Source organism: Pseudomonas meliae (assembly GCF_001400515.1).
Classification (GTDB): domain Bacteria; phylum Pseudomonadota; class Gammaproteobacteria; order Pseudomonadales; family Pseudomonadaceae; genus Aquipseudomonas; species Aquipseudomonas amygdali.
In genome coordinates this window covers 1-22,355 of the sequence record NZ_LJQT01000303.1, presented here as the reverse complement: position 1 = coordinate 22,355, position 22,355 = coordinate 1, and the positions used below count along the sequence as shown (strand labels likewise).

Here is a 22,355-nt window from a genome sequence, read left to right as displayed (position 1 = left end):
CGTACCGAGGCAGGTGCTATGTGGTGCTGTTTTTTGGAAGTTGACAGGGATATAAAAAAAAAGTAAAACAGAAACAGAAACAGAAACAGAAACGAGGGTGTGACTCCGATGAAGGCAGCTGATTTTGAGCAAGATATCCTGAGGTTAAGGCGAGAGGGGGAAACCTATGACTCAATAGCATTATGGATAGCAACAAACAAAAAAGTGGTGGTATCTACGGGAGCTATTCGAAATATTCTTAAGAAGAATGAGCTTATGCAGGCCGCTAAGAAATAATTTCAGCCCCCCCTGCGACGGAAAAGGGCTGAAATACCAACAACGCAATATGAGGCATAGCTATGTTAGCAACAACGATTGTAGTCGTTCTGCTGCTGATTTCCAAGGAGGTTGCCTGTGGCTAAATCTCTCGAAGAACGGCTTAAAGCTATGGAAGAAAAGCAGAAAAAAGCTACCCGAGAATGCCGGAATGATACGAAGCCTGGTATTGAGGCTAAAAAATTTGAACATGCCGACAATGAAATAGAGCCTGTTGAGTTAACTGTAGCGCGCCTATCGCCATTGTTATCTTATGTAGATGATGATAAACGCGCTATGGCAAATGCTATTTTGCGCAGCTCCTTGTTTGGCGTGATTGGAAAGGGGCAACGTACTTATGAAAAGAAAGTATTAAAAGCTACGGTACGCGGCCTTGAACTTCGGGTCACTGGTGAGAAACTTGATCAATCCGATTTCGATGTCTTTTTGGAGTGTTTGCATCGACACAATGGACAGCCGCTTGGGTCATTTGTGCGCTTCACTGCTGGCGGTTTATTAACAGTGCTGGACCGTAATGTAGGGAAAGGGGATTATGTATGGTTGGAAGATGTTCTTTCACGGTTGTCAGCTTGCAGTATTGAATTAGACGATGGGCGACGAACCTATCAAGGACCAATGTTGCATGAAAAGTTTCGTGATAAAGATACGCTTGAGTACGTAATCGTGGTTAACCCTAAAATGGCGGTTTTTTTTGCTGATGGGTTGTGGACCGCATTGGCAACTAATGAGCGTCTGGCGTTAAAAGGTAAGCAGTTAGCCTTATGGCTGCACGGATTCTACAGTAGTCACGATAAGCCGTTCGCTTATAAAGTAGCTACGTTAAAAGAACTATGTGGAAGTGACGTTGGGCTCCTAAAAACGTTCAGGCAAACACTCAAAAAAGCCCTCACTGATCTGACCGCCGTTACTGGCTGGCAGTGCAATATCGACCCAAAAACAGACCTTGTGCATGTGGTGAAAACCAAGGCGGTGCGTCATGAGTAATGTCGTGAAGTTTCCGGGCCAGGAAGACGACCCCATCCCCGATAACGTAGTAATTTTTCCTGATGCCAAACAGCGGAAGGTCTGCAAGCCAGTTCGACGTGGCAAAGGCAACCCTCGAAAAAACCGGTCGTTCGGGACGTTGTGTTGGTCGGTGGTAAAGGTATTGTTCAAAGCGGTCCGATATGCCGCTGCCTTTGTGCTTTTTATGGCGGTTGCTGTGCCATTGGGTGTGCTGCACAGCTTCAAAGGGTTGATCACATTTTTCGGCTTCGTCACCTCTGCCATTTTGTATTGGCATGATGGCCTTACCTATGTGCATACCGCGAAGGTGGGTGCCCCGACCGTCTACACGTTTGTAACGTGCATGGTGCTGGTGGTGCTTGCACATTCTGGCAAGGCGCTGGCTGAGTGGTTAGCAGAAAAACGTATAGCCTTCCGGCTCTTCGGCCTCTAAGGCGACTAATCCATTCGACAAAAGTACTCAACATAAGAGACGGATGCAGGATAGGGAGAGTGGACCAAATTGACGCCACTGCGTGGCTAAATTTGGGCTGTCTCCCCGCTGCCGGAGGCTCTTGTAGGGTGTGTTTGCGTAAAATTTATTTGAGGTCTGATGAAATGGCTATTTTTTTGGATGGGCAAGAGGCATGGGCCGTTGGTTTGCTGCCTGAGCTGTCAACTCAAGAGGCCAAGGCCGCGATGTTGTATGCCTACGGTTTTTCGCTAAGGACAATCGCTAAGGACGGGCGCGTATCGACTCATACGGTGAGAACGTATTTAGATAGAGCAAAGGAAAAATTCGAGATACACAGCTTGTTTGAGCTACGAGATATTTGCCTGTGTAGAACCCTATTTAGAGCTATGTGCTTGATAAATAACGAGTGACGTGAGGGCAAAATTGCCCTCATGACATCTTTTTTTATCTGTGTCCTAATGGATTTCAGCGGGGCACAGCTCGCCAACGTAACTAACCGAGATGAGGGAATGGCATGTTGAATGACTTCACCACAGCAGATGGCAAGGCCAAATGGCGCTCGACCGATATTCGCGTGATGCTTGATGCTGAGGTGCATTACCGCGTGGCTAAAGAAGCTTTTGAGCGAAATATCACTAAACGAAAAGTCATCCAAGAGGTGCTTCTTAAAAACTACGGATTGGACTATTGCCCTGAGGTGGGTGGCGAGTGAGGGGCTTCCCATGAAGAGTGCTGACGTGGAAAAAGATGCCGGAATCGCCGTGCTCTTGGATCGTTCACAGGTCAGACAAATCGTAAAGCGCGACACGTCCGACCTTACCCGGCTCTCCCCGGCGCAAGCGAAGGCATTCGGCGATGCCGTCATGGCTGATTTCACGATAACCATCCAGCTCAAGGCGAGCAAATACACGTGTGGTGGTTCGACGACTAACCCTTTAACAAAGGACCGAGCCAATGACTGATAAAACCGATCAGCTGCCGCCCCTCCCGCAGGGCTTACGAACCGAGTTCCACGTTGGTAGTGATAAGGGGGCTTTCCATGAAAACTGAAACATCACCTGCAGCACGACGAGGTCGGAAACGTATGGACGCGAACAATTTGGTACCGGCGGTTTTAAGGTTGCCAAGCATCGTCGAACGGCAGTTCGAGATTGCCCTACAAGCACCTGACGTAAAAGCCGCGCTTTTTGATTGCGAGGGAGCGCAGGCACGGCGAGACAGCATTAGCCGCAAGCTATGTAGCGGGTCTACTGCTGTGACGGTGCACGATCTGGAACGTTGGGAGAAAGCCTTTTCCAAGGCCAAGAAAGTCTTGATGCAGGTTGCGCCCATTTTGGAACGGCATCCGATTTTTGCTTCTGTGATTACCCATAGCTAAATCCGGATACCCCTTTAACAAAGGACCGAGCCAATGACTGATAAAACCGATCAGTTGCCGCTCCTCCCGCAGGGCTTACGAACCGAGTATGAGCGGCCTAAAAATCGCCGTAACTTACTGTTCAAGGCCATGCAAGCCGGGGCCGAAATTGTTTTTGACCCGTTCGGCTCCGAAACCGCGCCCTTCACTACTGATGTGGAAATGCTTTTGGGAGGGGTGCCCATCGTGATGTATGCGGATGGCACTGAGCAATTTTTGGATGATTCGGAAGAGCCAGTGCACGCTTACTCGCCCTGCCTGGAAGCCGATGCGCTAGAGATGTTCTGCAAGGAGAACATCGAGAAGTATGAGGCCTTCAATGCTGAGCATGGTAGCGACAAGCTCATGACCCAGCGCGTGCCTATGACTCCATTCTGGAAGTGAAGCTGAACAATGATCGCGACATCGCCGTCGCAGTAATGCAAGGAGAGTGGGGAATGATCTATTTAACCTGGGTAATCGTTTGCTTTTATAGGGGACTTGCCTTTTCGATAGCGGGCATGGCGCTGGCTTTCCTACTATCGGCTGATCCAGCCACAGCAACGTTTTCTGAGTTTTTGACGTTTTTTCAGGACAAGGCAGTGCACTGGCTTATTTTTTTGATGGCAGGGTTTATCGGCGTAGGTTTGCTTGTGTTCAGATCGGCAGGTAATCATAACCCGTATGGTGTTCATGCAAGGATGGGGGGAGCTGCGGCCTCAGATTCAAAGCCCATAGAGGCAGAGCAACAACCATGATCGAGCTTATCCCTTTGCTATTGTCCTGTGCGGCTACGGTGCACCCGGATACGGTGAGGGACGTGGCAAAGGTGGAAAGCAGCATGAACCCCTATGCCATAGGTGTCGTGGGCAGTAACGGGTTGATGCCGAATACCAAAGAGGACGCATTGCTCAAGATTAATCAGCTTGAGCGTGAAGGGAGAAACTATTCGGTGGGGTTGATGCAGATTAATCGGTCCAATTTTTCAAAATATGGCGTAACGCCTGAAAGGTTGCTCGATCCCTGTACGAATCTGTCCGTATTCGAAAAGGTCATGACCGATTGCTATGTCCGGGGAAAGACCTTGCCTCGCGCTTTGAGTTGTTACTACTCGGGTAATTTTGAGGCAGGTGCACGAAAAGAAAAGGAATTCTCGGATTCCAGCTATGTGCAGCGGATTGGGTATGTCGCCGAAAATAGATATGTGGTTCCCAGCACAAAAGCAGATAAAGAAAAATTTGCATTGGGTAAAAGACATGATTCCGACAGCGCCAAGAACAGCACGAAGTCGGCGCGGGAGAGGATTGTGTATCCAGAGGGTGTGTTGAAAAGCCCATTGATTGTTGATGAGAAACCAACCAAAATTTTGCGAGGTGTTGACTGATGAAAATGAAAAATATCCAACGCTTGATTAAGCGGTGCTTGCCTGCTGGATTGCTGGTCGCCTCTGTGCCAGCCATGGCTGATGGCTTTACCAAGGCGAGTACGTTACTCGATAAGGTCGCGGCGGGGTTGCTTGGGCTGTCGATTGTGACCGTCACCATTGCAGTGCTGTGGGTGGGCTACAAGGTCCTGTTTGCAGGCAACACCCTGCGCGAATGCGCGCCCATTATTATTGGCGCTATTATCATTGCTTCGGCCTCGGAAGTGGCCCGGTTAATGGTCGGTTAACGGCAGAAAGGCCAGGGTGGCGAAATGAGTAGTTTTTACAAAGCACTGAGGCGACCTGCGTTGTATTGCGGGGTTCCTGTCGGCCTGTTTTTCGTGGTTGTTGCCTTTTTGTTTTTGATCGGGATGTACACAACCAAGCTGTTTTGGTTAATGATACCCATTGCCGTCTATGCGCTTAGCGTTCCGACGAAAAAGGACGAATTTCATTACAACTTGGTGTACCTGAAATTAAGGTCGCGATTTAACAAGCATACGGCAGGTCGCTTGAAACTTCCGACCATGGACAGCTTCTCCGGGCATTTTTTCAAAACACCCGCCATCTTGGCAAACCAATACGATGCCGTGGACGTACAGGAGTTTATGACTCAAATGAAACTGAACGAAAGAACCCCGTTTGAGAACATCATTCCCTATTCGTCACATGTGTCGGACCATATCGTAAAAACCAAAGACGGCGATTTGGTCGCCACGTGGCAGGTGCTGGGCACTGCATTCGAGTTTGAGTCGGATGATTCACTGGCTAGAACAACGGAAACCGTCAACACGCTGATCAAGTCATTTGCGGGCTACCCGGTGACATTCTATGTGCATAACGCCCGTGAGAGCTTCTATGACAGATTTTCGAGCGATTCGGGCAATGCGTTTGCCGACACGGTGAGCCGGTTGTATTACGAAGGGATCGAAAAGGACACGTTCAAGGCCAACACGCTCTACCTGACGATGGCCTATAAGCCCTTCGGAAAACTTGACCGGGCAGACAACAAGCGTCTGGATTTGGCACAGAAAAGACAGGTGTTGGATAACTCGATTGCAGAAATGGAGGAATTCAGGGGGCGTCTGGGTTCGGCATTGAGCCGTTACACGGCCTATCCGCTGGGCTGCTTTGAGGAAAATGGCGTCGTTTACTCCAGTCAGGTGTCGTTTTACAACTTCCTGATCAGTGGCGTACGGCAGAAAATACGCATGACGAAAACGCCGCTGTACGAGCTGCTGGGCAGCAAGGACGTGTTTTTTGGCCCTGAGACGGGGCAAATGAGTAGTCACCAGCACACACGATTTTTTCGCTCGCTGGAGATTAAGGACGTGAGCGGTAAGGGCATCTTTGACGGCATTTTAGATGTGTTGCTGTATGCCGATGTTGAATACGTGATGACGCAATCGTTTACGCTGATGTCGAAGGCGGAGGCTCTGAAGCACATTTCGTCGGTGGCCAAGAAGCTGAAAAGTGTGGACGACGACGCGCTGTCACAGCAGGCAGAACTCGTTCAGGCCAAAGATGATGTCACTTCTGGCGTTGTGTCCTTCGGCAAGTACCACTTTACGTTGTTTGTGTACGCCGATTCGGTTGAGAAGCTGGTGCGCGATACCAACAAGCTGATCACCGGGTTTACCGACATTGGCCTGATCATGACGCTTTCCAGCGCCTCACTGATCCCGGCGTTCTGTGCACAGCTTCCGGGTATCTACCACCTGCGTCCGCGCCTTTCGCCGATCAGCAGCGCCAATTTCGCGGAGCTGGCCTCGTTCCACAATTTCTACACCGGTAAACGCAATAAAACCCCCTGGGGAGAGGCGATTGCCATCCTCAAGACCCCGAGCAAACAGGCGTATTACCTGAACGCGCATAACGTTGATTTCTTCGCGGACGATTTCGACGAGAAAACACTGGCAAACTTGCTGGTGCTGGGTACCGCCGGTGTGGGTAAAACCATGACACTGAGCTTTATCTTGAACATGCTGCAAAAGTACGCAAAACCCGAGAGTTTTTCGCCCAGTGCCAAGACCAAAAAGCTCACCACCGTATTTTTCGACAAGGACCGTGGTGCAGAAATTAACATTCGGGCATTGGGGGGAGAGTACTACGCCGTTAAGACAGGCGAGCCTACAGGCTGGAACCCGTTTTACCTGCCCAAGAACAAGCGCAATCTGGCCATGGTCAAATCGCTGATCAAGCTGCTGGTGACACGTAACAGTGAAACCATCACCAGCCTCGACGAAAAGACGATCAGCGAAAGCGTGAATGCGGTGTTTGACATGGAGCCCATCGAGAACCGCCAGTATGGGATCACCCGGATGCTGGAGCATATGAGCGAAGCGGCCACAGAGGCGGGGAGGAACAACGGCCTGGTGGCTCGTCTGAGTCTTTGGGCGCAGGGTGGTCCGTTTGGCTGGGTGTTCGACAATGCCGTGGACACGTTTAACCCGGACATCAGCTCGACCTTTGGTATCGACGGTACGGAGTTTTTGGACGACAACGACACCTGTACGCCGATTTCCTTTTACCTGCTGTATCGGGTAACACAGTTACTCGATGGGCGGCGAATGGTGATTTTTCTCGATGAGTTCTGGAAATGGCTCGGTGACATAGCCTTCAAAGACTTTGTGTACAACAAGCTCAAGACCATTCGTAAGCTCAACGGGTTTGTAGTACCCGCTACGCAATCTCCGGACGAGGTGATTAAAAGCGACATTGCGCGAGCGGTCATCGAGGTGTGCAGTACTGCTTTTTACCTGGCTAACCCTAATGCCGTATACGCCCATTATGTGGATGAGCTGGGGGTGACGCCAGAAGCGTACTGGATTATCAAAAAGCTAGACCCCGGTTCGCGCCAGATGGTCGTGAGAAAAAGCAGCCTCAAAGAAGGCGATAACACGGATTTTTATGCGCTGGTGACGTTGGACCTCTCAGGGCTGGGTGTCTATACAAAAGTGTTGAGTTCCAGTGCGCCCAACCTTGAGATATTCGACAGCCTGTTTAAAGACGGCATGAAGCCTGATGAGTGGCTTGATGCTTACCTGAAAATCGCGATTTGAGTGATTGGATCATGAAAAAGATTATCGCGTTGTGCGCTGTATTGTTCACAAGCTCTGCTTTTGCCGTGATAGGCATCCCCGTTGCCGACAACCCAGCGGCGGCCAAACGAGCGGTAGAATGGGCGCAGTTGTTGAAACAGTGGGGAGAGACGGTCAAACAGTATAAAAGCGAACTGACCGCGTATAAGGATCAGTTGGCGACGGCCACTGGCGTTCGTCACATTGGTGAGTTTCTGGAAGAGGCCAAAGCACTGAAAAACGAGGGCGTAGCCGTTTATAACGACGTTAAGGATGCTAAAGACGCCTTAATCTCTGTCGGCGGCCTGCTGCAAGGTGAATATGCGGCGCTGGCAAACAAGTACGGCCTGATGGACTCCTGCAAGGGGTTGAGCGTGCAAATGATTGACTCTTGCCAAGGGTCGATTGCCAGTAAATTGAACCTGATCGAGCGAGCCGAGAGCGTGAGCGATTCATTTTCGAGAAAGGTAAGCTCCATACAAAAGCTTGCCGACCGGGCGCAGAATGCCAAGGATTCTAAAGAGTCGCAGGACTTGGCCAACGCCGTGAACCTCAAGGCCGTTGAGCTTAACGCGCTCCAATTAGAATGGAGTATGGCGACAGAACAGGCTAAAGCGGCTAATATGGTATGGGAAGAACAAAAAGCGGCAGCGTTTGAAAAGCAACAAACGAACGCGCCTGTCCCAACATTCAAATAGGAGTACAGACATGAAGAATATTTATATAAACGATGTGGCAGTTGGCTCGCTGAGCGAACAAGAAATTGAAGAGATTAAGACTAAGGCCCGTGCAATGCCTAAGCGTTACATGCTGCAAGTACGTAATCTAATGCATGGTGGGGCAAATGTAGCGCTGTCAAGCATAAAGTCAGCGCCCGTCTTTTTTTTGCTTGTATTGATCCTTGGTTTTTTCATAGGTCAAGAGCGTGTGGAGTCAGATATAGCTTCGGGTGGAAGCCTAGCAATCGGTAGCATGGTAGGGTTTCTCATAGCGGCTGCCATGGGTAGTTTTTTGGTGGGTTTAATTGCGGTGGTGTTTTCACTGCTTTTATTTGGCGCTGACTATGGTTTCAGAGACGTAGCAAAAGAAGAATTTTACCGATTGCTTAGGATTAAACTAGGCGTGTCTGCCGTAGGGGTTGTAACGCAGTCTGATTATGTAGTGAGCGCTGAGTAATATGAAAAAAATGATAGTTGTGTGCTGTTCTTGGGTCATCGCGGTGCTGTCAGGATGTTCTGAGGACGCCAAAACTCCGCAATGGTATGTTGATCATCCAGACGTGTTGGAAAAAGTGTATGCCGCCTGTAAGGAATCGGGTGATGCGACGCTTAACTGTCAGAGTGCGATACAGGCTCATTTTCAGATACAGCAGCTTAATGCGCCGATTCCAGGGTTTGATGGAATGACTCGGCCTGATGAGCGGGCTAAGATTGCGCCTTTCAAGTCCTATGACATTACGGTGCTTGGAGGAAAGCGTGGTGTCAGTAAACTTGAGTTTCCTGCCTCGTTGCAAGGTAAGTCACTGAACGATTTAAAAAATGTACGTCAGATTCTTAGCGAAAGTGAACTGACTTTGGCTGAAGAATCATGTGATAAAATAAAAGAGCCTGGAGTACAAATCCCAAACGATACTGGGCGTAATAACAAGTACAGACTTAAATATGCATGTCAATTTTTGGAGCTGACACCAAGAGAAAATAACTTCAAACCTTAATATTTTCTTATGCGCTGTCTTGTGCCATGCATAAGCCAGCGCCTTATTTACGGAAAACTGCGGGATGAGGTAGGTCATGAGTGATGGATTGTTTGTAAAAATCAGCAATACTATCCTGCGCGAAATAGAAACGGCTGGCCAGGGCAGTGTCCATCTCTATCTGGAGATGGTCGCAACCCTTATGGCGGGTGCAGTGTCCCTGTACATTCTGTGGATGGGTTACCAGACTCTGGCTGGTAAAATACAGACACCTATTGAGGATTTGCTGTGGAACCTAACCAAGATGGCCATGATTTTGGCATTCATTGACAATGCTGGTGGTTATCGGGATGGTCTCATCGACGCCCTGCACGGTTTAAAAAATGGATTGTCTGGAAATGAAGCAGGAGGAGTCTGGGCCACACTGGATGATATGTGGTCACAAACGCAAATACTGGCCGACACCGTTAAAAACCTAGATCCCGCAGGGCCGATTGCACCGAAATTTCAAGGTGGTATTGCCGCACTGCTGGTGTGGGCAGGCGCACTATTATTTATGGGCACGGCGGCACTTATATTTTTATCGGCGGACATTACTATGACCGTGTTGGGGTTGACTGCACCGCTGTTTATTTTCTGCCTGATGTTTGGATTTTTGCGCACTATGTTTAATAACTGGCTGCAATTAATTTTTTCCAGCATTTTAAGCGTTATGTTCGCCTCACTGGTGATTTCAACGGGCAACAAGCTTATGTTCGATGTGATGAGTCAGGTTCAGGGGCAAGCCAATGACGCGAACCTGTTCACCATGGGGGCAATGGCGTTGATCGTAGGACTTGTGACAGCCGGTCTTGTATTGCTTTCTAGTAAGTGGGCCATACAGCTTGCCGGGGTCGGCATGGAAGGGACGGTACAGGGAATGGCCATGATGGGGTTGGGAGCTGCCGGGTGGGGGGCTGCCAAATCAGCCGCGGGGTTGGCTGGAAAAGGGGCAGAGTTTGGGAAAGGCGCTGGGAAAGGATTTTTGAAAGGTGGTGAGGCAAAAACCAATTCAGCCACCGAGTGGGTGGGCAAGCAAGCCGGTAGGGCGGCGGGTGTCAGTTTTGAAAAGGGTAAGGAGATTTCAAAACGGGCCATCGAGAATATGAAAGCGAGGAACAATAACCCATGAGAGTGTTTTTTATGATTTCGTGTTTTTTATGGGTTGTCGGTTGTACGCAAAAACAACAGCTTCCTGCTGACGTGACCGGTGATCTTGTGCCCATCAACAAAAGTCAGGTGATTGATTATGAGCGTTAAACAGGACTTATTGGAAACCGCCAAATCATTTGAAAGCCAGCTTTCGCTCGAAAATGAGCAGTCCAAGAAAACCGCTTGGCAAGTGGCGTGGACGGCCATTCTAGTGGCGGTCTTGAGCGTCGGCGCTCTGTACGTGGCCTTGTTGTTGAACAAGACCGTGGTGGTGCCGGTGGTGATCGATAAATCCACTGGGCGGTCGGAGACGTATAACAGCGTGGTCGTGAACAACATCAGCCAGGAAGCCGCTCAGGACAAATATTTTGCTTCGCTCTACGTCACGTTGCGCGAGCGATACAATTATTATTCCTCGCAAACCGATTACGACATGGTGCCGCTGTACAGCTCGGAAGCCGTGACAGCGGACTACATTGAGTATTTTGCCGGTCCGAACGCCCCTGACAAGGTTTATCAGGATGCGGCCAATGTGGTGACCATCGACATCATTTCCAATCCGGTGGTGGAGGCCAATTTCCCGGACAAGGTCGCCACAATCCGTTTTGCCAAGCACATTAAGAACCTGAGAAGCGGGATGACCACCACGGAATACTACACCGCACGGGTGACGTTTCGCATGGTGCCGCCTAAAGTCATGACAGAAGATGTCAGAACCACCAACCCGCTAGGTTTTACGGTGGTCGAGTATCGGGTCGAGAAGGAAATGCGAGGTGGGCAATGAAACATGTCTGTTTATTGGCGTTATTGATTTTCCCTGCTTTAAGCCATGCCGCCTCAATCCCACAATCCAGTGCATACGATTTTCGTATGCAGAAGGTGGCCTATAACCCAGCCAATATTACGGTGGTGTATACCCGGTTGGGGTTTGTGAGCACGGTTATTTTTGGCGATGACGAAGTGGTTGTCGGGGTTCCTAAAACGGGATTTGATCCTGGCTGGTCGATCACGGCTGACGGAAACAAAATTTCGATCAGTCCGCGGCCTGTGATACAGGAACAGGACGTTGAAGGTGAAAACGGTGAGGTGACCAAAGTCAAAAAAGTGTTTTCGCCTATTTCGTCTGATTGGCGTACGAATCTGTTCGTCTCCACGAACAAAAAAAACTACAGCCTTGAATTAATGCTGTTGGAAGAAGGCAGCAAGCGTGAGCCGTCTTTGGTGGTGAACTACACCTACCCTGACGATGCACGCTTGAAAGCTGACCAAGAAGAGCGGGCACGTGAAAAAGCGTTTCAGGCTGCGCAAGAAAAGAAAGTGATTGCGCAAAAACTCGAAAACGGACAAGCCCCGCGAAATTGGGACTATTACATGCGTGCGGGTAAGGACAGCCAGAACATCACGCCTGATTTTGCCTATGACGATGGGGTGATGACGTATATCGGGTTTGCACCGGGCAAGATATTTCCGAGTGCTTTTTTGTACCTGAACGGCAAAGAGCAGGTGGTTAATTTTTCCGTTTACCAAAAAGGTAATTACAAAGTCATGGTCATTCATGACCTGAAAAAAGACTTTGTGTTGCGTCATGGTGAACAGGTGATAGGCGTGGTCAATCAGTCGTTTGGCAAGGTGATGACGCCCTACAAAAGTACCAGCTCTACCGAGGTCGAGCGCGTCGAGGTGAACAATGGCCAATAACAGCGTTACGGACGGTGAAGCCGAACAAGCGAATGAAGCAGTCAGTGTTGTCCAGGGATCGCCGGAGCCGGAAATCAACACACACAAGCGCACCTACCGTGTGCCCATGATCTACAAGCTGCTGGGTGGCTGCGTCGTGCTGATCTTGCTGGGCTATTTCGGGTTCAAGCTCTACGGACTGTATAAGGACGAAACGGCGGATGAGCCTGTTGCCAAGGCCCCCGAAAGCAGCGTGACCTCTGCAAAGCGTCGTGCAGACCTGGGCCAGAACACGCAGTTTTTTGAGAAAGAAGTGGTCGCGACTACGGCTGACGGCAAGGTGGCAGATGGGATGACGGGGGGCAAGGGTGGTATGGCCCAAACACCGGCTGCACCGTTGCACTTTCAGAAGTACCTGTCTATTGCTGCGCACGACGGTAGCAGCCCCACAAGCCCGCCTACAGACAGCGCGTCGAGTAGCGTGCCTGCGCAGACAAGTGAAGTGCCAAGCACTGACAAGGGCGCTCATGCAGACTCAGGTGCCGACGCCGTGAAAAGCATGAAGGTCGAGTCCATCGCCATGGACCCTAACCTGTACATCGAGGAGAACACCTATATCCCGTGCACCCTGCAAACCCGGTTTGTCTCTGACGTGGCCGGTCGCATTTCATGCACCATTTCCGAGGACGTTTACAGCGCGAACGGCAAGGTCAAGCTGATTGAAAAGGGCACCAAGGCTTTTGGTGTGTACCGCACCGGCACCCTCAAGCAAGGGCAAGGGCGGATGTTTGTGGTCTGGACCCAGTTGCGCACCCGCGATTTCAAAAAAATTAGCCTGGTCGATACTCAGGTCGTTGGGCAGCTGGGCGAATCGGGTATTGCCGGTTATATCGATGAGCATTTCTGGGACCGCTTCAAAGGCGCTTTGATGCTCAGTACGGTTCAAGACGTTGCCGCCGCTTTTGCGAAACGTTCAGGCAATCAGAGTCAAGATTCGGATTACACGCAAAACACTCGCGAAGGCATGGCCGAGATGTCAAATACCGCGCTGGAAAACTCAGTCAATATCCCACCGACCCTGTATAAAAATCAGGGAGACATTGTTGGCATTCTGGTGGGTGAAGACATTGATTTTTCTGGCGTTTACACGGTGAGGCTTAAAAAATGAACACGGCAGTAACGGTTAATAGCGATAGCACAGTGACTAATCGCTCTCTGGATTTTTACAAAAAGGGTATGTTTGGTGATTATTTGGGTATAACTGGCCTGACGGAAATTGCAGTGAATCGCCCTGGCGGTGCTTTTCTCAAAATACATGGCGAATGGAGCTTTGTAGAAAACCCAAAAATTACCCTGGCGGCGTGTGAGCGGTTTGGAAAGACGTTAGCTAAATACAATGGTGACGATATCAGCGATACCAAGCCTGTGCTTTCAGCCACGCTGGAGTCTGGCGAACGGGTCCAGGCAGTGTGTTACCCAGCCTGCGAAAGGGGCACATACTCGATTACGATTAGGGTGCCCACTGATCAGCAGATACCGCATCAGACATACATTGATGGCGGGTTCTACAGCCAGATTGCACTGGAGAAAAAGGAAAGCGTGGATGAGCAACGTTTGCGCAATCTGTACAAACACAAGCGCATTGATGAATTCATGGAGCTGGCCGTGAAAATGGGTAAAACCATCGTGTTTGCGGGTGCGACAGGGTCCGGAAAAACCACGTACATGAAAACATTGATGGCCTTTGTTCCTGACTACGTTCGCATCATCACGATCGAAGACACACCGGAAATTAAATTCTGGACACATAAAAATTACGTGCACCTGTTCTACCCCTCAGAGGCCAGCAACACACCGGGGGCCATTGTGACCTCGGCGAGCCTGTTGAAGTCGTGTTTTCGCATGAATCCAGACCGTATTTTTCTGGCCGAAGTGCGTGGCGGTGAAACGTGGGACTTTTACAAGGTCGTCAGTTCCGGTCATGGGGGCAGTATGACGTCCATTCACTCAGGTTCAGTGGAAGAAGCCATTGATGGCTTGATTGAACGCTGCTACCAAAATACTGAATGTCACATGCTGCCCTACGCAGTGCTGAGACGAAAAATTCTGAACAGCACTGACATTATCTGTCATGTGGACGTGTCGGGTGACGTACGGAGAATGGGTGAGATTTATTTCAAGGCGTTCGATCAAGAACGCTACCTGGCTGCATAACAGCAGCTGAACGAGGAGAATAGACATGATGGATGTTATCAGGCACCCGACTAACCCGGCGATTCTTGTTCACCCGACTAAGCCGTGGATTTTTGTTCGGCCCCTCGAAGAATCCGACAGTGCGGCAGATGAAAGATTTCCATCGGCTGAGAGGTGGGTTTTTAGTATTTGCCGCGAGGAAGCGGATAGGGTCTTTTTCTCGGCGGAAGAGGCGATGCAGGCAGCAGAAAATGAATTTTTCAGAAGAACCGAAAACGAAATTCGAGACTTCTTACACAGCGAGGTCTACGCCTTAAAGCAGCGCCTGGAATGTCAGATACATCCTGTGGCAGCGCCGGAACATGATGATGCGTTAGGCGATTGGGTAGTAGAGGGAGTCTTTAAGACGAATGAACCGTATTCTGGACCGTTAAGCGGACTAGGGTTAAGTCTGACCTGTTTCGCTGAGTTCGAAGGCGCTCCTTTAGGCTATCGGTTCAAGGCGCTGCAGGGTTATCGACCGTTGATGGATGAAGCGTATGAAGCGCTGGCCCATCTCAAAGCAGCGCAGCCTGTGAGCGAGGTGTGTCAACCCTGGACGCGATGGATCATCAATGCCTTAAAAAGGGACCACGATATCGTAACGCTGGAAAGCGCCAATGATTCGTGGCTGGAAATCGCTTTTGGCGACCACATTGGGGAAGCCATACACATCGAGCAATCCTGTTGTGCAGATAGCATGGAGGTGAGCCGCTTGGATATGAATGGCAACAACTCATATCTAGAGCATGTTGAAATGTGGATCGAAGACATTTCAAATCAAGCGCGTTTGGCGATCAAGGGACAGATCACCGCTTGCCTTCATCCGTACCGGTTCAAGGGAGACGAGTATCTGGCCTTTGATTTGGACGGCGCAGAGGGAAGTTTTTCACTTACCTTCATGGCGGGTCAACCTTATGAATTGAACGACATAACACCTTGTGTACCCGATATGTCTGAGGCGCTAGCCATGGCGGCGGCAGTTGCTTTACGCCTCGACGCATTGGTCAAGTTCAGTCCTGGCTTGAGGGTAGATCGCCATGAAACGCTTTAATAAAACGCAGATCCTTTTCCTTTTGCTGGTGTGCCTGGGCCTTAGCACCTTGATTGCGAGCGTTGTGGTCTATTGGCTAAACGGTGTGCCGCCGCTGAAAATCGTTTCGCTATGGCAATATGGAAAACTGTGGGAAGCCATATTTTCAAGCACGTCCAACACCGAAATCAGGGTCAGTGCATTCGCAGCCTTGGGCATCGGCTTTGTGGCGTCTTTGACATTGCCTGTGCTTGCGCTGATAAAGCTCAACGGAACACCCAAGAAAACGCTGCACGGTGATGCGCGCTTCGCCACTGAGCGCGATATCCGTCAGTCAAAGTCAGTCACCTGGGGGGATGACAACGGAAAGGGCATTGTGATCGGTAAGTACAAAGGTAAGCTGCTGCGTTATGTCCAGCCTGACTTTGTATCCCTCGGTGCAGGGAGTCGCTCTGGCAAGGGGGCCGCCGTGGTGATCGCCAACCTGATGCTGTGGTTGGGTTCTGCAATCATCCTGGATTTAAAACAGGAGTGCTACAACATCACCAGCCGCTATCGGCAAAAGGTGTTGGGAAACAAGATTTTTCTGTTTAACCCGTTTGATGAGAAGTCGCACGGCATGAACCCATTGGTGTACGTAGACCTGAGCCACAGCAAGGGGCTGTCGGATTTACTCGGCATCGCCGAAATCTTCTACAACACCGACAGTACAACGGGCGCTGAAAAGCACTTCAACACCGCTGCTCAAAGTCTGTTTGTGGCTTATGTCTCGGCGCTTTGGTATTTCTTGACCTACCAGCCGGGCCAATTGCGGACTTTTAACATCAAGCCTCTGTTCTCTATAGGGACGGCACTGGATGTTTACTATCAAGTGACCGTGGATGACATTATTGAAGCCTTGGCGGAAGCACTTGTGGACGCACCCTCTCCTACGACCTGTCCTGAATCAATCGTGCATGTCGTCCAGGGCGCGCACGATAAGCTAAAAAGCTTTTCCCTGCTGGGTGATGATGTGAAAGGCAGTGTGACGGGAACGTTTGAGAAAGAGTTGCGTCTTTTCACCTTGCCAAATGTCAGAAAGGCGACAGACAAAAACGACTTTGACTTTAGGCAGTTGCGCCGCGAAAAAATGACGGTGTATTTAGGCGTCTTGCCGGAGGATGTGAAAATTGCTCCCGTTATCCTAAATTTGTTCTTCAACTGCGCACTCAAAGTAAACCTGAGTGAAAACCCTGATTTTGATCCATCCCTCAAATTGAACGCTTTGTTTCTGATGGATGAATTCCCTTCCATTGGGCGAATCAGCTACGTTAAGGACGCGGCGGGCTACATTGCAGGCTACAAACTGCAACTGTTAACCATCTTTCAGGACTTGTCACAACTGAACGATATTTATGGCCTGAACGGTACGAAAACGCTGATTGCCAACCATTCATGCAAGATCAATTTCTCTTTGAGTGAACAGGAACACGCGGAAAAGATATCAAATGAGTTGGGTTTTACGTCACCCAAATGGAAGTCTACCAGCAAAACCATAGGTGGAAAAACACAGCGCGGTGAGTCAGAAAAAGACGAGAAGCGCCCCCTCATGTTAGCGCAGGAGCTTAAATTGCTGCCTGTGGACGATGAAGTCATTTTACTCAAAGGGGAACACCCGATTTATTGCAAAAAGGCTTACTATTTCAACGATGATTTTTTTATGGACAAACTGATTGCACTTTCCCCCACGCTCCAAGCTGTTAAGGCGACATTAGGTCAAGGCGAATTTCCAACAAAGGATGACTTGGCATTGACCTTATCCCGGCATGAACTAGAAGCGCATGTTAACTTTTGAGGGTCACCCCATGAAAAAAATAGCGTTTTGCTTTTTATCTGTGGCCGGTTGGGTGCTGGGAGGATGTTCTTCACCCCCTCGACCCGTCGCCGTTGATTTTGATCAGCAGCCAGAAGTGGTTAATACCGGCCTGCCGCGCCTGGTGGTAACCAATGAAGTGATCAAGTCTGCACAGGCTAATGGCCCCTGGAGCTTGACGTTAGCCGACTTCCAGGGCGATCAGCGCTCATACGACACGGCGTTCTATTACGCACTGGCTCACGCGGACCTGATCGAGCTGGACACCCACAACCTGACGGATGCTGCACGCACCCAGCAATGGCTGCTACAGCACGGGGCTACAGCACCGATCAGGGTCAACCAGAAGGCAACGCCTGTGCAGCCAGTCAGCCGAACGTGGAAGCACGAAACCACCAGTTCCAGTCTCACGTACCGGGCAACCACGCTCTGTGTTGGCTGTGAAAACGTCTCTATCACGCTTCATAAATACGGCGAGGTGCAAAAATGAACTTTAAAACCCTTCATTCCGGAGAAGGCTACAGCACACCGACACGGAGAAATCTAATGCTCAATGCACTCGTGCTGTATGAACGCATGTATGAAGTTCAACGCATGTTGCCACAGCCCTTATTTGAGCGCTTTACGATGACGGACCGTGAGTTTTGTGAGGCTATTCAGCAGATTGCAGGCTTGCTGGATACGTCCAATACCGAGCTTATGTCTGAGCGAGTAACCCTAACGGAAATCAACGAAATATTACGGGGCCGCCTGTATCAGGTTTTAACCCTACCACCTCATGAGGGGCTGAAAAATGAATACCTTCAATAGGACACAGAGAATCGCTTTTGCGGGGCTGCTCCTTTGGCTTGGGGTAATCGCTTACGCACATGCTGGTGAGACGGACGCTTGCACCGTCACGCTGTGCATGTACGGCAAGTTGACAGGCAATAATGGTGGTGCGGATTGCCAATCCGCCGAGAAGAAGTTTTTCAGCATCGAAGTCAAGAAACGCGGCAAGTTCAGACCGCAACCAACGTTTGATGCTCGGAAAGCATTTTTAGGACGCTGTGAAGGCTCCGATCCGGCCTACTCTGATATGATACTGGACACATTCGGTAAGGTCCGGGGCTAGTCCATTGAACAAACAAGCGTACTTGTTGAAGTTTCGACGTTGTAGCAAACAAGAAACCCTCGACTTTATGGTCGAGCGGCTGCTTAAAAAAGTGACTGCTGATGAGGCGCTGTCCGTGTTGGCTGCTGCTGACCATCGCGGCGTCGAAATAGCAACCGGTCGCTCCTTTGATAAAATTCCGCCCTATTTGTGGCGACAAATCGAATGAATATATAGGTTGAATCATGAAACTGTATATCGCTGAAAAACCCGCTCTTGCCCTGGACATCGCAAACGCCTTGACAGACGGAAAGCCTTCAAAAAAGAACGGTTACTTTGAGTGCGGAGAAGATAAAGTCACGTGGTGCATTGGCCACTTGCTTAAATCTGTCGATCCGGAGGCTTACAATCCCAGCTATAAGCAGTGGAAACAAGACGACTTGCCGTTGAATCTGTTTCCCTTGCAATATGAAGTCATCCCCGACAAAGCAGATCACACGCGCAACGTCATTAATCTAATCAAGGAGGCGGATGAAATTGTGCATGGCGGCGACCCCGACGATGAAGGGCAACTGCTGGTAGACGAGCTGATTCTTTTTGCGGGGTACACCAAAACGGTAAAACGGGTATTAATCAGTGACAACACCCCTAATGCGGTCAAAAAGTCCTTAGCCCATCTGAGAGACAATAGCGACTTTTTTGGCATCTATCAAAAGACCTATGCCCGTACTGCCGGTGATTTGTTGTACGGCCTGAGTATGTCCCGTGCGTATACCATCGCAGCGCAAGCCAAGGGCTATCAGGGCGTGTTGAGCGTTGGCCGGGTGCAAACGCCTATCCTGGGACTGATTGTCCGACGCTGGCTCGCGAATCAGGCGCATACGTCCTCATTTTTCTACACCCTGGACGGCACGTTCACGGTGGGCGGCAATACCTTCACGGCGCGTCTCAAACCCTCAGAGGACCTATTGAAGGATGACAAAGGCCGAGTGATTGATAAGGCCGCTATTGACAGGGTAGGTGATCGCTGCAAGGGACAAGCGGCCACCGTGCGTGATTGTGCCGTCAAGGAAAAAGAAACCACACCTCCGCTGCCGTTTAACTTGATTAAGCTGCAACAGCACATGAACAAGCGATTTGGTCTGACCGCTGCTCAAACGCTTGAGATCACACAAGCGCTGCGCGAAAAGTACAAGGCGATCACCTACAACCGTTCCGATTGCAATTATCTGTCTGACGAGCAGTTTGCCGACGCGCCTAACATCCTTGCTGCGCTCAAAGAAAAGCCCGAGTTCATGCACGTGGCCACAGAGCCGGGTATCAAAAGCAAAGCGTTCGATGACAGCAAGATTTCAGCGCACACGGCCATCATTCCGACCATCAATGTGCCTGATATTTCGGCGTTGTCTGACCTTGAAGCCAAGGTCTATCAGGCCATTGCGCGTCAGTACCTGGTGCAGTTCATGCGCAACAAAAAGTACCTTGAGGCCACCGGCTCCGTTGACGTGGCAGGCGAGGTATTTTCCTACAAAGCCAAGACAACAGTTGATCCAGGCTTTGAAACATTGCTCAAGGGATCGAGCAGCGAGAACAAGGAAGAGAACGATGAATCGTCTGATGATGAGGTGGGCACCGCCTTCGAATCCGTCAGCGAGTTGAAAGCAGGGGATTCGGGTTCATGTCGTGAAACCAGTGTGACCGAGAAGAAGACAACCCCGCCTGCTTTGTTCACCGAAGCAACCTTGCTTGCCGCCTTGGTACGCATTGCTGATTTTGTCAGCGATCCTGTGATCAAGAAGTTGCTCAAAGACAAAGATCGGGACAACGAGGCTGAACACGGCGGTATTGGCACGTCAGCGACCCGTTCAGCAATCATTGAAACGCTCAAAACACGTAATTTCATCACCTTGGATAAATCCAAAATAATCCCCACTGAAACGGGAATTGCCTTCTTCAATGCACTGCCCGACATTGCCACGCAGCCCGACATGACGGCACTCTGGTCTGAACAGCAAACGCTGATCGAACAAGGTTCGTTAAGCGTTGACGACTTTATTTCGAAACTGATGACCTTTTTGACCGAGCAGGTTAGCCAGGTCGATGTCGGAGAAATTAAAGGCGAGCACAAACCTCGTGAGGGTGGCTTGCCGCGTCTAGAATCTCCTTGCCCCAACTGCGGTAAAGAAATCGTCGCCAGCGCCAAGACGTACGCCTGCACAGGTTGCACCTTCAAGGTATGGGCCACCATCGCCGACAAGAAGATCACCGCCAGTCAGGTCGAAACGCTGATCAAGAAGGGCAAGACAGTTGAAATCAAGGGCTTTGTCAGTAAAAAAACAGGAAAATCGTTTTCTGCCATGCTAGTTTTGCAGGATAAAACCACTGGCACTGTCAGCTTTGAGTTTGCTAAAAAGAAGTAACGCCCATTTTTACTGAGTGCTATGAGAGGTTTATTTATGGCTGCTAATGCCTACGAAGACGTCATGCGTGTGTTGTCCAACGTGCGCAGCATCCGTGCTTTTGTCCGTGAAAATGATTATGAATTATTGCTGGAAGCACACGAAAAACTAGGGGTAGCCCTTGACGAGCGTAAAGAAGAATACGCCGCTGAAAAGCTTGAGCGCGAAGCCCGTGAGGTCAAACGTCAAGAGCTGCTGGCACTGATTGAAAGTGAAGGTTTTGACCTCGGCCAGTTGGCAGGTGGTGACTTTGAGCCTAAAGCCCGGAAAAAAAGCCGCACCTCGACCCAGAAGCGCGAGCCGAAGTATGTGTTCGTCGAAGATGGGGTGACTAAGTACTGGGCAGGCGTTGGCAGAAAGCCTCGTCCGATCGCACAGGCCATAGAAAATGGCGCTTCTCTGAGTGACTTCCTCATCAAAGCCGAGGAACAGCAGAGCCTAGACGTTTAATCGGTCTTTCGGAAGGCGCATAGACCAAGGTCGGCGCTGTAGAGGCCGGCCGATTTTCGCAACCGCGAAAAGGGAGGAAAGCCTATGCAGTATGTGTTCATTATCATCGCCGTTGCTGCCATTGTCGTTTATTCGGCCCAACACGATCTGACTTCGTTCAGCCAATTTATGGATTATGTACGCGGCGATATGTTAGCGCTCATGTTGTGGCTCGCCATCACCATTGTGGTCCTCGGCGCTGTGTTCGTCGTCATGCGTATTGGCCGAAGGAAATAGGAAAGTGGTATGCCCTATGCCCCGTTGAATCGGGGCTTTTTTAACGATTTTTCACAGTCGCCCGAAAAGACGACCTTCTGTACGCTCGCCTGAGCAATGATCGACAAGCAACCAATGCGATCCGCAGGGGTAGGAAAAAAGACCTCAAGAATCGTCGTACAGCCAGGCCTCATCTCACTGCTGTGGTATCTTATTGGTCGAGAGTTAGTTATACTTTTGTAAAACTAGATGAGGGTATGGATATGGGTACTGTTGCGCTTCGCCGCTCGGGCGGCTCATTGATCCTGGCGGTGCCAGCTGCGTTTGCGGCCCAGAATCACTTGGTTGCAGGTTGCCAACTGGCGTGGAAAATCGAAGGGGATGCCTTGGTGGTCAAACCCAGCCGAAAGAAACCCACTCTAGCTGAGCTGATTGCGGCGACCCCGAAAGAAGCGCGTATTGAAGCCTGGGACGATATGGCAGCGGTCGGAAACGAACAATGGTAAGACGTCCACCGAGTGTTCCTGGTCGCGGTGAAATCTGGCATTTGAATTTCGATCCCTCCACCGGACGCGAAATGTTGGGTGAGCATTACTGCCTCGTGTTATCGAAGCGCGAGTTTAACGATTCTTTTGGACTCGCTTTGGTCTGCCCAGTGTCCCAGGGGACTGCTCAGAATGCCCGTGACCAGGGATTCTTGGTCACGCTGATGGGCTCAGGTGCCCATACGTGTCAACGCCAACCAAA

General features: G+C 50.2%; 30 protein-coding genes. All 30 read left to right on the top strand.

Going from position 1 to position 22,355, the window contains the following annotated elements:
* Positions 1-393: 393 nt before the first annotated feature.
* Complete coding sequence (trfA, locus tag ALO64_RS14175) at positions 394-1,299, top strand: plasmid replication initiator TrfA (RefSeq protein WP_044345017.1); 906 nt, start codon at positions 394-396, stop codon at positions 1,297-1,299.
* Positions 1,292-1,753, top strand: coding sequence for a hypothetical protein (locus tag ALO64_RS14170; protein WP_044345018.1), 462 nt, complete (start codon positions 1,292-1,294; stop codon positions 1,751-1,753). Before trfA ends, ALO64_RS14170 begins: the two co-directional genes overlap by 8 nt.
* A 164-nt stretch (positions 1,754-1,917) precedes the next feature.
* Positions 1,918-2,184: a helix-turn-helix transcriptional regulator gene (locus tag ALO64_RS14165; protein ID WP_044345031.1), complete on the top strand. Its 267-nt coding sequence runs from the start codon at positions 1,918-1,920 to the stop codon at positions 2,182-2,184.
* A gap of 104 nt (positions 2,185-2,288) precedes the next feature.
* A complete protein-coding gene (locus tag ALO64_RS14160) occupies positions 2,289-2,486 on the top strand; it encodes a hypothetical protein (protein ID WP_044345019.1) in 198 nt (65 codons plus the stop codon).
* A gap of 10 nt (positions 2,487-2,496) precedes the next feature.
* A complete protein-coding gene (locus ALO64_RS14155) occupies positions 2,497-2,736 on the top strand; it encodes a hypothetical protein (protein ID WP_044345020.1) in 240 nt (79 codons plus the stop codon).
* A gap of 77 nt (positions 2,737-2,813) precedes the next feature.
* Positions 2,814-3,152: a hypothetical protein gene (locus ALO64_RS14150; RefSeq protein WP_235378708.1), complete on the top strand. Its 339-nt coding sequence runs from the start codon at positions 2,814-2,816 to the stop codon at positions 3,150-3,152.
* Between the two features lie 33 nt (positions 3,153-3,185).
* Positions 3,186-3,575 carry a hypothetical protein gene (locus ALO64_RS14145; RefSeq protein ID WP_044345021.1) on the top strand — a complete coding sequence of 130 codons (390 nt, stop codon included), beginning with the start codon at positions 3,186-3,188 and terminating at the stop codon, positions 3,573-3,575.
* A gap of 53 nt (positions 3,576-3,628) precedes the next feature.
* Positions 3,629-3,928: a hypothetical protein gene (locus ALO64_RS14140; protein WP_044345032.1), complete on the top strand. Its 300-nt coding sequence runs from the start codon at positions 3,629-3,631 to the stop codon at positions 3,926-3,928.
* Positions 3,925-4,554 (top strand): lytic transglycosylase domain-containing protein, encoded by a 630-nt coding sequence (locus ALO64_RS14135; protein WP_005759560.1) that lies wholly within the window; start codon positions 3,925-3,927, stop codon positions 4,552-4,554. Before ALO64_RS14140 ends, ALO64_RS14135 begins: the two co-directional genes overlap by 4 nt.
* A complete protein-coding gene (locus ALO64_RS14130; RefSeq protein ID WP_005759558.1) occupies positions 4,554-4,841 on the top strand; it encodes a TrbC/VirB2 family protein in 288 nt (95 codons plus the stop codon). Before ALO64_RS14135 ends, ALO64_RS14130 begins: the two co-directional genes overlap by 1 nt.
* Positions 4,842-4,865: 24 nt before the next feature.
* Positions 4,866-7,655 (top strand): VirB4 family type IV secretion/conjugal transfer ATPase, encoded by a 2,790-nt coding sequence (locus ALO64_RS14125; RefSeq protein WP_044345022.1) that lies wholly within the window; start codon positions 4,866-4,868, stop codon positions 7,653-7,655.
* A gap of 11 nt (positions 7,656-7,666) precedes the next feature.
* The gene (locus tag ALO64_RS14120; protein WP_044345033.1) at positions 7,667-8,371 is read left to right on the top strand and encodes a type IV secretion system protein; all 705 of its coding nucleotides are present in this window, start codon (positions 7,667-7,669) and stop codon (positions 8,369-8,371) included.
* Positions 8,372-8,381: 10 nt separating this feature from the next.
* On the top strand, positions 8,382-8,849 hold the full coding sequence (locus tag ALO64_RS14115) for a hypothetical protein (RefSeq protein WP_044345023.1): 468 nt from the start codon (positions 8,382-8,384) through the stop codon (positions 8,847-8,849).
* Position 8,850: 1 nt separating this feature from the next.
* On the top strand, positions 8,851-9,387 hold the full coding sequence (locus ALO64_RS25200) for an EexN family lipoprotein (protein ID WP_044345024.1): 537 nt from the start codon (positions 8,851-8,853) through the stop codon (positions 9,385-9,387).
* A 76-nt stretch (positions 9,388-9,463) separates the two neighbouring features.
* Entirely contained in the window at positions 9,464-10,537 is a 1,074-nt protein-coding gene (locus ALO64_RS14105) for a type IV secretion system protein (protein WP_044345025.1), read from the top strand.
* Between the two features lie 117 nt (positions 10,538-10,654).
* Positions 10,655-11,341, top strand: a complete 687-nt coding sequence (locus ALO64_RS14100; RefSeq protein ID WP_044345026.1) for a virB8 family protein — start codon at positions 10,655-10,657, stop codon at positions 11,339-11,341.
* Positions 11,338-12,255, top strand: a complete 918-nt coding sequence (locus ALO64_RS14095; RefSeq protein ID WP_044345027.1) for a TrbG/VirB9 family P-type conjugative transfer protein — start codon at positions 11,338-11,340, stop codon at positions 12,253-12,255. The genes ALO64_RS14100 and ALO64_RS14095 overlap by 4 nt, the downstream gene beginning before the upstream one ends.
* Positions 12,245-13,402: a VirB10/TraB/TrbI family type IV secretion system protein gene (virB10, locus tag ALO64_RS14090; protein ID WP_044345028.1), complete on the top strand. Its 1,158-nt coding sequence runs from the start codon at positions 12,245-12,247 to the stop codon at positions 13,400-13,402. The genes ALO64_RS14095 and virB10 overlap by 11 nt, the downstream gene beginning before the upstream one ends.
* Complete coding sequence (gene virB11 / locus ALO64_RS14085) at positions 13,399-14,448, top strand: P-type DNA transfer ATPase VirB11 (protein WP_174517445.1); 1,050 nt, start codon at positions 13,399-13,401, stop codon at positions 14,446-14,448. The genes virB10 and virB11 overlap by 4 nt, the downstream gene beginning before the upstream one ends.
* Before the next feature lie 25 nt (positions 14,449-14,473).
* Complete coding sequence (locus ALO64_RS14080) at positions 14,474-15,520, top strand: hypothetical protein (RefSeq protein WP_235804999.1); 1,047 nt, start codon at positions 14,474-14,476, stop codon at positions 15,518-15,520.
* Positions 15,507-17,333, top strand: a complete 1,827-nt coding sequence (locus tag ALO64_RS14075) for a type IV secretory system conjugative DNA transfer family protein (protein ID WP_054991736.1) — start codon at positions 15,507-15,509, stop codon at positions 17,331-17,333. Before ALO64_RS14080 ends, ALO64_RS14075 begins: the two co-directional genes overlap by 14 nt.
* Complete coding sequence (locus tag ALO64_RS14070) at positions 17,320-17,841, top strand: cag pathogenicity island Cag12 family protein (protein ID WP_235378753.1); 522 nt, start codon at positions 17,320-17,322, stop codon at positions 17,839-17,841. The genes ALO64_RS14075 and ALO64_RS14070 overlap by 14 nt, the downstream gene beginning before the upstream one ends.
* Positions 17,838-18,161: a hypothetical protein gene (locus tag ALO64_RS14065; protein WP_234710508.1), complete on the top strand. Its 324-nt coding sequence runs from the start codon at positions 17,838-17,840 to the stop codon at positions 18,159-18,161. The genes ALO64_RS14070 and ALO64_RS14065 overlap by 4 nt, the downstream gene beginning before the upstream one ends.
* Positions 18,145-18,465 (top strand): TrbM/KikA/MpfK family conjugal transfer protein, encoded by a 321-nt coding sequence (locus ALO64_RS14060; protein ID WP_005759543.1) that lies wholly within the window; start codon positions 18,145-18,147, stop codon positions 18,463-18,465. The genes ALO64_RS14065 and ALO64_RS14060 overlap by 17 nt, the downstream gene beginning before the upstream one ends.
* A gap of 4 nt (positions 18,466-18,469) precedes the next feature.
* On the top strand, positions 18,470-18,673 hold the full coding sequence (locus ALO64_RS24390; protein ID WP_069707231.1) for an Hha/YmoA family nucleoid-associated regulatory protein: 204 nt from the start codon (positions 18,470-18,472) through the stop codon (positions 18,671-18,673).
* Between the two features lie 16 nt (positions 18,674-18,689).
* Positions 18,690-20,864, top strand: a complete 2,175-nt coding sequence (locus tag ALO64_RS14055; protein WP_054991735.1) for a type IA DNA topoisomerase — start codon at positions 18,690-18,692, stop codon at positions 20,862-20,864.
* A 36-nt stretch (positions 20,865-20,900) separates the two neighbouring features.
* The gene (locus ALO64_RS14050; protein ID WP_044319875.1) at positions 20,901-21,353 is read left to right on the top strand and encodes an H-NS family histone-like protein; all 453 of its coding nucleotides are present in this window, start codon (positions 20,901-20,903) and stop codon (positions 21,351-21,353) included.
* Positions 21,354-21,437: 84 nt separating this feature from the next.
* Entirely contained in the window at positions 21,438-21,629 is a 192-nt protein-coding gene (locus ALO64_RS14045) for a hypothetical protein (protein ID WP_044319876.1), read from the top strand.
* Positions 21,630-21,865: 236 nt separating this feature from the next.
* Positions 21,866-22,114 carry an AbrB/MazE/SpoVT family DNA-binding domain-containing protein gene (locus ALO64_RS14040; protein ID WP_135005140.1) on the top strand — a complete coding sequence of 83 codons (249 nt, stop codon included), beginning with the start codon at positions 21,866-21,868 and terminating at the stop codon, positions 22,112-22,114.
* The coding region (locus ALO64_RS24385; RefSeq protein ID WP_162232074.1) for a type II toxin-antitoxin system PemK/MazF family toxin at positions 22,108-22,355 on the top strand (248 nt) is incomplete at its 3' end. The genes ALO64_RS14040 and ALO64_RS24385, both read left to right, overlap by 7 nt.